Source organism: Cupriavidus sp. CuC1 (assembly GCF_044627735.1).
GTDB lineage: Bacteria > Pseudomonadota > Gammaproteobacteria > Burkholderiales > Burkholderiaceae > Cupriavidus > Cupriavidus ulmosensis.
Window position 1 is genome coordinate 33,007 of the sequence record NZ_JBIUHC010000089.1, and the last position, 8,921, is coordinate 41,927.

Annotated in this window: 11 protein-coding genes; 9 read left to right on the forward strand and 2 right to left on the reverse strand. The window is 59.3% G+C overall.

The genetic code is table 11. The annotated features are described in order from the left end of the window. Positions 1–182: 182 nt before the first annotated feature. Positions 183–422 (reverse strand): hypothetical protein, encoded by a 240-nt coding sequence (locus ACGLHR_RS31500; protein ID WP_400098606.1) that lies wholly within the window; start codon positions 420–422, stop codon positions 183–185. Between the two features lie 734 nt (positions 423–1,156). On the opposite strand from ACGLHR_RS31500, the gene ACGLHR_RS31505 reads away from it, so the two are divergent. From ACGLHR_RS31505 to ACGLHR_RS31515, 3 genes are read left to right on the forward strand one after another with little or no spacing between them, the layout of a single operon-like run. Beyond that, entirely contained in the window at positions 1,157–3,784 is a 2,628-nt protein-coding gene (locus ACGLHR_RS31505) for a YdbH domain-containing protein (RefSeq protein ID WP_400098608.1), read from the forward strand. 4 nt (positions 3,785–3,788) lie between these two features. Beyond that, positions 3,789–3,980 (forward strand): YnbE family lipoprotein, encoded by a 192-nt coding sequence (locus ACGLHR_RS31510; protein WP_400098610.1) that lies wholly within the window; start codon positions 3,789–3,791, stop codon positions 3,978–3,980. Between the two features lie 9 nt (positions 3,981–3,989). Further along, on the forward strand, positions 3,990–4,313 hold the full coding sequence (locus ACGLHR_RS31515) for a YdbL family protein (protein ID WP_400098612.1): 324 nt from the start codon (positions 3,990–3,992) through the stop codon (positions 4,311–4,313). Positions 4,314–4,807: 494 nt separating this feature from the next. On the opposite strand, the gene ACGLHR_RS31520 is transcribed toward ACGLHR_RS31515, so the two are convergent. Beyond that, entirely contained in the window at positions 4,808–5,209 is a 402-nt protein-coding gene (locus ACGLHR_RS31520) for a hypothetical protein (protein WP_400098613.1), read from the reverse strand. A 690-nt stretch (positions 5,210–5,899) separates the two neighbouring features. Here ACGLHR_RS31520 and ACGLHR_RS31525 point away from each other — a divergent pair. From ACGLHR_RS31525 to ACGLHR_RS31550, 6 genes are all read left to right on the forward strand, one after another. Beyond that, entirely contained in the window at positions 5,900–6,076 is a 177-nt protein-coding gene (locus tag ACGLHR_RS31525; protein WP_400098615.1) for a CsbD family protein, read from the forward strand. Between the two features lie 222 nt (positions 6,077–6,298). Beyond that, entirely contained in the window at positions 6,299–6,445 is a 147-nt protein-coding gene (locus ACGLHR_RS31530) for a hypothetical protein (protein WP_400098617.1), read from the forward strand. Positions 6,446–6,633: 188 nt separating this feature from the next. After that, complete coding sequence (locus ACGLHR_RS31535; protein WP_400098619.1) at positions 6,634–7,221, forward strand: YSC84-related protein; 588 nt, start codon at positions 6,634–6,636, stop codon at positions 7,219–7,221. 61 nt (positions 7,222–7,282) lie between these two features. Continuing rightward, the gene (locus ACGLHR_RS31540; protein ID WP_400098621.1) at positions 7,283–7,429 is read left to right on the forward strand and encodes a DUF3096 domain-containing protein; all 147 of its coding nucleotides are present in this window, start codon (positions 7,283–7,285) and stop codon (positions 7,427–7,429) included. 105 nt (positions 7,430–7,534) lie between these two features. Beyond that, positions 7,535–8,053: a hypothetical protein gene (locus ACGLHR_RS31545; RefSeq protein ID WP_400098622.1), complete on the forward strand. Its 519-nt coding sequence runs from the start codon at positions 7,535–7,537 to the stop codon at positions 8,051–8,053. Positions 8,054–8,400: 347 nt separating this feature from the next. After that, positions 8,401–8,769, forward strand: a complete 369-nt coding sequence (locus ACGLHR_RS31550) for a DUF2141 domain-containing protein (protein ID WP_400098624.1) — start codon at positions 8,401–8,403, stop codon at positions 8,767–8,769. The last annotated feature ends 152 nt before the right edge of the window (positions 8,770–8,921 follow it).

The window sequence follows — 8,921 nt, forward strand, 5'->3', positions numbered from 1 at the left end:
ACGCCTCTCATACATGCTCCAAAAGCCACCTGCTCCCTGCTCTTGCCCACCGAGCACCTGCGCCGGCGGAATATCTTGTGCAGCACCGGCGGTAGCTTGAGCGCTCAGCGGCGCACGCTCGGAGCCGCGTGACAGCCACGCAACTCCCTTTGTGGAGGCCCAAAAGCCCAAGACCGTTCGGGTTACTTGCCGGTCACGTAGACCAAGACCACTAGGTCCGCGCCGACCACGTTGGTCTGGATCGTCGGACTCAGGCTAAGCTCCTTTACCAGCCAAGGCTTGCCAGCGGCGTCCGGCAGGCGAATGACCACACCTACAGCGAGGTGAGGGATGGGCGCATCTGCGGTCAGGTCAGCCACGAGAACAGGGGCGCCGGTCGGCGTGGCGTTGGATACATCAATGAAGGTGTATTTGAAAGCCATAGGATCTCCTAGATTGCCTGCGGCTGCGCGCTTCGCCAGAACCGCTTCGCTTCTTAACGAATGGCTGGACAGATTACCTCGTTGCGGGCTCGGCTCCGCTTTGGCGAGCCCGCAACGATCACCGGCAGCGAACGGAGGGCGAATGTGTTCCCCGCTGTAGTAGGTGGACCGGCAACGCCGGCCGTGGGTGCGATGCTCACCTACCCGCTGCTGGATCGGAGCGTAGCCACTAGTTCATCAGGTAAATCGCAATGCCGATCACCGCGATTGCCGCGAGGTAACCAGAACGAAGGGCAGCATCAGTTTGTCCGACCAAAGGCTCTCTTCAGTATCGTTTGCCCCACAGGCAAATGCCATCTGGCGCGCACTGATTTCATGCCGGATTCGTCCTACAAGTCGCTCGTGAGTGCGGGCCGGCATGGCAGCGGACACGCACCGAATTTCAGCCGGGTCTCATCAGTGAGCGCCTGCCTTTGGACGATACGAATTGTCCGCAACGGCTGGCCGTTGCGGACGGTCGCGAAGTGCGGGAAAGACGGCGACATGTACAGTTATGCGAGCGTCTGCTTTCCGAGGCATCCTAGGATGCCTAAGGCGATTCAACATCGCACAGCAAACTCCTGGCACACGTATATCCTCAAGTACCGGGCCGAAATCGGATGACAAGCGGGATGCGGCATACTCCCGACTGGAGGCTAGCCCCCCTTGCGAACCATAAATCTGATGAGCGGTAAATGAGCATGAGCTCTCGTCCTGCATCTGTGCGTCGCTACTATCGTTGGCTGATCCTGCTTGCACTGCTGCCACTAGGGGTACTACTCGCGATAGTGGTCGTAGCTTATGCGTACGGTATGCGTGTCCAGGGCCTCAACTGGCAGGGCGGACTGGAACTGGCGCAGTGGCAAAGACTACAAAACCGCTGCGTCAGCGCCCTTGGCGAACGATTGCGGGTTACCGGCTGGCGCCCGGTGACGATCACCATGACCAGCATGAACCTGCCCAAATGCAAAACAGGCGCGGAAGAGCTGACGCCGCCCCCCTGGACGCCTCCCTTCGATCTCTCAATCGACGCCCTCTCCATTCCTGGGTTGCCACCCCTCGCGGTGGTCATCCGCCAGCGCGAGCAGCGCTGGCAAGCGCAGGCAAGGTATCAGCGCAGCACAGCGATCGCTGTCTACGACCGCCCTTCCGGGCGTTGGACCGCGCAAGGGCAAATTCAGGCGGCCGACATTGCCCCCGAGTTCCTGGGCGGGCTGACCTTCACGGGCAAGGGATTGTGGCAGCCACATCGACTGGACGGCACCTTGCAGGCGCACGGGCGACAACTGGGTTATAGGGGGCAGTCGCAGCGGACCGATACGACGCTTGAGGCCAGCCTCGCTGCCAAACAATGGCAGTTGAACGCCGTGCTGGGGGCACCGGTTGCGTTCGGGGGCGGCTGGAGCCTGGACGCCCGGCAAGCGCTACAGGCCAGTGGGGACCTGGGCGGGGTGAATGCCTTGCGCCTGGATCTGCGGGCGACAGGCCCGCAAGGCACCGTGCAGCTAAAGGTGAATACCGAGGGCGCCGGCGTGGCGCGCGGTCAGGGCATGTTGACGCTGGACGGACCTAAGTTGGCCGGCACGGTGCCACTACGCTGGAATCGGCAGGAACTGGCGTTGTTGCCTGCCGCAATACGGCTCCCAGAGGAACTGCGCCTGAGCTGGCCTCGCCCGCTGGTGCTGCCGCTGGCACTGGTCGGCAAGAGTACCGTCTCTGCCGAACTTCGGTATCGAGATCTCAGCGTAAAAACCGTCGACAGCTTGTTGTCCTGGCAACAAGCCCAGTGGGGCTGGCAGGGGCGGCTTGATCTGGCGGGCAAAGCGGCCGGGCATGACCTGACTGGGTTTTGGCAGGGGCGTATCGATGCCGCAGGCCTCACCGGCGAACCGGCCAGCCTAACCGTCAAGGGACCAAGCCTGCTGGTGGCGCTGCACTTTCCAGTAGCCGACTTTCACGCGCCGCACTGGGCTACGCAGGCGAAGTTAAATGGCCACTATGGCAACCAACCCATCACGGGAACGCTCAGCGCCAGCTATACACTGGGAAACTGGAACGGCGCGGTCGAGTGCAGCTCTCGGCCTCCGTTATATGCGAAGGGCGGAGCCCTGACGCTGACTGCACCTTGGTATGGCAAAGACAACCAGTGGTTTCTAGGCACTGGCAGCCGCGCCATGATAACCGAGGGGCTGATTGGAACCACGTTGATCAAGCCGATAGCGATTGTCACTACGACCCCATTACGCCTTAGCCCGCAGGGGATTTTCGGTGAATTGCAAATCAAGGCAGGTGGAGCGGTGACAACGCGCGGCACATTGCCGGCCATCGACGGACAGTTGGCTGTCGAAGGCCGGCAGGGCAACGCCAAGCTGCAGGTGCCCGCCTGGCAATCCGAGTTGGCTCTGACCGCATTGCTGACTAGCTATGGAAAGAAAACAGGCGCGCAAGGCACGGTGCGGATAACGACACCCCTCTCTACTCCCATGAGCCGCAGCCTTGGCGTCACCTTCCAGAAAGGGCAACTCAAAGGCCAAGGCAGCTGGCAGTGGCAGGATCACTGGCAGCTGCAAGGCGATATGACCGCGTCCGGGCTGGCGTTGGACTGGGGCGGCATTCTGGCGGCAGGCGGCGATGGGACCGTACATATCGATTGGCGCCAAGACGGGCTGACTCTCGCAAGCATTGGGCCGGTCATGCTGGCCGAGTTAGATGTGGGCACCCTGGTACGCAATGTGCGCATGACGATGCAATCCGACCTGGCCACCTGGAGCCTGACGGACGTGTACGCCGATGTGCTGGGCGGCAACCTGCGCGCCCCTGCCCTGCAATGGCCCTCCCCGCAGTTTCAGACCGTGACGGTCAGCCGCATCGACCTGGCCGAGGTAGCCGCCCTGCAGAACGACCCGAACCCGACCGTTCAACTCGTGGGCCGCGTGGGCGGGGATTTGCCACTGAAATTGATGAAGGATTCCCTGGCCTTGCAAGGGGGGATCATGCGCAATGAAGGCCCCTTATCGCTCAAGGTTTCGCCATCCGCGGGCGTCAGGGCCATGGGCCAATCCAGCCGCGCGGCCCAGTTGGCGCTGGATACGCTAAGTAACTTGGCAATCCATGATTTTCAGGCGAACGTAGATATGAAACCGGATGGCTGGTTGAATGCTGCCGTGACCATCAAGGGCCAGAACCCAATGCAAGATAATCAGCCGGTAGTACTAAACTACACGCACCAGGAAAATGTGCTGGAACTATTACGCAGTTTGCGTATTGGTGATGAAATATCCCGGCGGGTATTGGAGCGCAAACCGGCGGAAGGCTCTCGCTGACATCATGGAAGGACTCATCATGAAAATCTTTTGGCTTTGGGCTTTACTGCCAGTGGCAGCCTGTACGCCGCGGATCGCACTTGAGGCACCCAAAGATCCGATCACCATCAATCTCAATGTGAAGATCGATCATGAGATTCGCCTCAAGGTGGAAAAGGATGTTGATAAACTTACCGAAGACAGCAAATTGTTTTAGGAGCGGCTGATGAAGACCACAACACGACTGATGGCGGTGTTCTTGCTGGCCTGCAGTACGCTGGCCTTGGCGCTTGACCTGGACAGCGCCAAGTCACAAGGGCTGGTCGGCGAACAGCCCAATGGCTTTCTAGGCGTGGTCAACCCAACCCCGGACGCCGTACAGCTTGCCGCCGATATCAATGCCAAACGTCGCGCCGCCTACGAGGCCATTGCCAAGAAGAATGGCGCCACTATAGATCAAGTAGCCGTCCTGGCTGGGCAGAAAGCCATAGATAAGGCGGCGCCGGGGGCTTATGTGAAAACCCCTGACGGGCAGTGGGTCAAGAAATAGTGCCCGGGCTTGTCACGGCCAGAACACCAGCAACAGAAACCCGCCATGGCAACTTCAACCGGGCGTAAACCTAAACTAAACGAACGCGGGAGGATTCCTTGACTTCTGAATTGGAGGTGCCTCTATGTGTCTCGTCTAGCATTCGCTACAAGGACGCCGCGATAGACGGTGCCGTCGCGAAGCACGTCGCAGCGTTGCCGTGCGATGAGTGACTGAGTGTGGCGCATGACTTTCCGCGCGTAGGCTAAGCAGCGGCCGACCGAAGCCACATTAGAATCCTTCTCTTGCTAGCCGGAGATTACTATGCTCATGTGCCTCAAGATATACGCACAAGACTAGGTGGCACAACTGGAGGACATCCACAGTCGCTCACTCGCGTTATCGCTGCCATTTGCGGCAACGGGTCTCCCGATCGAACTCACTCGTGCCGAGTTCCATTGCGAAGCCCCTTACTTTCCGTGAGTCATCCTCCATGACCCACGGCGAGCCCGGGATTACTGCTTCTTAGCCTTATCGACGTTGGCACCCGCAGCAGCCTTGTCCGCCTCAGATTGTGCTTCCACCTTCGTCTTGTCCGCCGTGGCCTGCGCCTTAGCAGCTTCGTTCTTGGCCTCTACATTCTTTTTGTTAGCCTTAGCCTGCGCGACTTGCTTGTCCTTGTTGGCTTGGACTTGCGCCTTGGTCGACTTATCGTTGGTGCCATTGGTAGACATCGCCTTCGCCTTGTCTACCTGAGCGTCAGCGGCAGCCCTGTTGGCGTCACCCTGTGCCTCTACCTTTTCCTTGTTGGCGCTCGCTTGAGCCTTGGCCGCATCATTCTGCGCTTCAGTCTTTTTCTTGTCGGCTTTCGCCCGTGCAACGCTCTTTTCCTTGTTGGCCTTCGCCTGGTTCTTCATGGCTTCGGTTTGCGGATTTGTCGCAGAGCTGGCGAGGCCATTTGCGCAAAAGCGGTAGTCATGAATGCAGCAGAGGCAAGTGCAACAAATAACATTTTCATGGCGATAACTCCTGGAAAGAACAATCACTGCTGCACGGTTCACCGTGACCCGCATATTCCTAGAACGGCATAGCCGGCCGCGCAGTTGACCTCAATTCGTCACAAACAGTAACTGTTGCAACCAGCGGGCCATGCCACAGCCCTTCCGGTCAGTAGCTTCTGCGCGCCCGGAACGTGCGAGCAAGTAGCGTCATCCAATGACACCAGTTTCGCACCAGTACGGATTGCTCGCCGCTTTTGGATGAAGAACTCGCGCGGCGCGTCGCCGACCAAGCGGCATTCCGAGTGACAATGCGGCGCTGCAGCAACGGGGGGCTCTCTCGAGCCTTCAGGCACACTCGGGGTGCTTTTTGGTTGTGGTCCCTGTCGTGTTGTTGCTAGGCAGAGCTGAGGCGAGCGTCGGGAACGTCCCGGACGCCTGCCGCCATTGCAAGGCAAGCTCATGGCAGACTTCCTGAATCGCCGAGATCCAATCTGAGGAACGCGCGTAACGGGGCACGCGCTCGGTGACAACTCGGTTGCCACCTATCATCCCGCGGCCGGGTTGCATCAGCATCCGGCTCGCAACACCAATGAAGAGGGATACATCATGAACAAGGACCAAGTGAAGGGCCGCGTCATAGAGGCCGCCGGGAAAGCCAAGGAAGCCTTCGGCAAGATGACTGGAAACCAGCAAACGCAAGTTGCGGGAGCCCTGAAGAAGGATATTGGAAAGACACAGGCGGCGTACGGCGACGTCAAGGCGGATATCAAGAAGGCGGAGTAACAGAAGATGGAGAGGGCGAGCACCCGAGCCAATGCATCGCCGGCGGGATGGCAACGGTGGCCAGCCGACTGGCCGCCGTTGTCCGCTTCGGCCTTCCCTCGTTACATGCCGGCGTCAGGAGACACCCATGCTGGACACGATGCTGAATCAGTTCCTCCCCTGGAGCAGGAAGCTTTCCGCGAGACCTGTCTGCGTAACGGAGTAGCACCCGACGGATTTACCGTGACAGCAGTTGAAAGCGCCGTGCCGGCGGGCGGACGCAGCGTCTCAGTATGCTTCGGCAGGGAAATCTGCCAGTACGACGGAAACCAGACTGCGCAATGGACCGTCCATATCGAGGACGACCTGAGATCGCTCGTGTTCAGCTGAGATTTACTTCTCTCCGCCACCTTTGCGCCCGCGTACGCCAGCGGACCGACTTCTTGCGTCCATAGGGAGAACATTGTTTCGACATAGGCAGGCGACCAGACCTTTGCAGCCGAAAGCTCGGGACCTATGGAACAACCATACCCGGCTTGCCGTAGGCTGAATTCATACCTCGAGCATTGGAGAGAATCATGCAACGTCGACGATTCATATTGATCTCAGCCGGATCCATTGTGGCCGCTGGCGCCACTCTCCCCGCCTGCACAACCACCGGCCCCTCCGACAACGCCGGCAGCCGGGCCGATGACCGGCGCACCATCGACGCCGAGGTGGATTCAACGCTCGGCCGCCTCTACTCCTCCGCCCATGGCTCGCATGAGCTGGTCGGCAAGGCCCAGGGAGTTCTAGTCTTCCCTTCAGTCATCGCGGCAGGTTTCTGGCTTGGCGGCGAATATGGCAAAGGCTCCCTGCGCGTGCGGGGTTCAACCGTGGGCTACTACAGCACCACCACCGGCTCCATCGGGTTTCAATTCGGTGCGCAGTCCAAAGCCATCATCTTCCTGTTCATGACCCGCGATGCGCTCGACCGCTTCCGCAACAGCGAAGGCTGGGCCGTTGGCGGCGATGCCACGGTAGCCGTGCTTAAAGTCGGCGCCAACGGCAACATCGACACCAACACCGCCAGCGCACCGGTCGAGGCCTTCGTGCTCACCAACAACGGACTGATGGCAGGCATCAGCCTCGAAGGCACCAAGGTCACCAAGCTGGCTGCCATGTAACCACCGACAGCCGCCGACAGGAGCGCCGCCGCCAGATCAACGCCAATCACACAGGACCATCATGAACTTCATCACCAGCGCCGGCCCTCTAATCTCGTTGCTTGCCGGCATCCTGATTCTTGTCATTCCGCGGCTGCTTAACTATATCGTCGCCATTTACCTCATTGTCATCGGCCTGCTCGGACTGTTTGGCGGACACCTGCGCTGAGTGGGGGCCGGGGGGGGGGGCATCCTTCCGGAGACGCTACACGCTGACGACGGCGCGGATCCACCCTCCGGGGCACCTGAACGCCCGGGCACTCGAGACACCATCATGCGTACCCTGCTCTGTCTTCGCTTCAAGAATGCCGATTCCGCGCGGAACGGCTGGGCAAAACTGCTGCCCCTCGTGCGCGCGCCCGCCCATGTGACCGGCCCCTGGTTCGTGGGCCGGAGCCTGCGGCCGGTCGAAAGCTTTCCGGGCGCGGACGCCACGCACACCACCTTCCGGCATGAAGGCTCGATCGCCGGCTATGCCATCTTTGCAATACTTGGCCTAGCGCTGGCAGCGTATTACGGCGACCATTCCGCCCCGCTGAGCGGCCTTACCACCTATGGCCTTGGCTTCGTGGCCTTCGGCGTCTGTGGCTGGCTCCTTGGTGCGTTGTTCGGCTCAATGTTGCCGCGACAGCGGCTGGCGCGGGCAGCTGCACTCTTGTCGCAGGACGAAATCATCATGATCGTCGGATGCAAATCCTCCGAGAAGGAAACGATCAAGACGCTGCTATACGAGCTGGGCGGTGTCGGCATTGACGAGCACGGCGACTTCTTGCCACATCTGCGCTGGACATAGAGTTTTAGCAGATTCCAGGGGATGACCTTGATCTGGCGCAATGATAGCTGCAAAGCGTCCGGGATTCGATGCCTGTGGCGGCTATGAAATAGTCCTCAGCGAACGGATGGTGGGGCTCGCGACGAACTGGCTGATCCTGCTTGGACAGCAGGCCATAGATCCGCGCCCTATGCTTTGTTCGTTGACGCCAAGCTGGCGCTGAAACTAGAGTTAGCTCAGTATCCGTTCACAAGAAGATGATGCGATTTCTTATAACCCAGTCATCTGAAAAATTTCGAACGCCTGGAGATGAGCTTGGATTGAATTGGGGGAACCCGCTACACGAACGAGGCAACCAAGAGAAGATCATGAACGCTCAAACTGATTGGACTGGGGCGTATCCATCGGCAGCCCATGCTCCGGGTAAATTCCTCACTGTCGCCTTTACGGCGTTGCTGGTCATAACGGTAATTTTTAGCTATTCGGATGTCACCTTTTCTCAATCAACACATCCCGGCATTCACGTTACGATTCTTAACATTAGAAACAGCAATGGAATGGTTGCCTGCACTCTTTTTGAATCGCCGATCGGGTTCCCGAAAGACTATCTGCATTCAGCAAGGAATATCATGTCAATCAGAATTCAGAATAATCGGGCGCGCTGCGATTTTGAAGACGTCCCCCCGGGGACGTATCAATCCACCCAAGTTAAGCAGCGCAAAGAAGGCCGCGATTGATCAACGCAAGGTCTTGACACGTGAGGAGAATTGAGCGGCCGCCGCCCTGCTTGCGCAGTTTTTTGCGCAAGCAGGGCGGCGGCCAATAGAGGATCATTTTTCGATCCTCGCTTGGCTCTCATGCCCCTGTCCGATTTGTTCGCTACGCTTAC

Excerpts from the sequence above, each read along its gene's own strand:
- ACGLHR_RS31535 (WP_400098619.1), top strand. The coding sequence starts at position 6,634 with ATGCAACGTCGACGATTCATATTGATCTCAGCCGGATCCATTGTGGCC.
- ACGLHR_RS31510 (WP_400098610.1), top strand. The coding sequence starts at position 3,789 with ATGGAAGGACTCATCATGAAAATCTTTTGGCTTTGGGCTTTACTGCCA.
- ACGLHR_RS31515 (WP_400098612.1), top strand. The coding sequence starts at position 3,990 with ATGAAGACCACAACACGACTGATGGCGGTGTTCTTGCTGGCCTGCAGT.
- ACGLHR_RS31520 (WP_400098613.1), bottom strand. The coding sequence starts at position 5,209 with ATGAAGAACCAGGCGAAGGCCAACAAGGAAAAGAGCGTTGCACGGGCG.
- ACGLHR_RS31545 (WP_400098622.1), top strand. The coding sequence starts at position 7,535 with ATGCGTACCCTGCTCTGTCTTCGCTTCAAGAATGCCGATTCCGCGCGG.
- ACGLHR_RS31525 (WP_400098615.1), top strand. The coding sequence starts at position 5,900 with ATGAACAAGGACCAAGTGAAGGGCCGCGTCATAGAGGCCGCCGGGAAA.
- ACGLHR_RS31500 (WP_400098606.1), bottom strand. The coding sequence starts at position 422 with ATGGCTTTCAAATACACCTTCATTGATGTATCCAACGCCACGCCGACC.
- ACGLHR_RS31505 (WP_400098608.1), top strand. The coding sequence starts at position 1,157 with ATGAGCATGAGCTCTCGTCCTGCATCTGTGCGTCGCTACTATCGTTGG.
- ACGLHR_RS31550 (WP_400098624.1), top strand. The coding sequence starts at position 8,401 with ATGAACGCTCAAACTGATTGGACTGGGGCGTATCCATCGGCAGCCCAT.
- ACGLHR_RS31540 (WP_400098621.1), top strand. The coding sequence starts at position 7,283 with ATGAACTTCATCACCAGCGCCGGCCCTCTAATCTCGTTGCTTGCCGGC.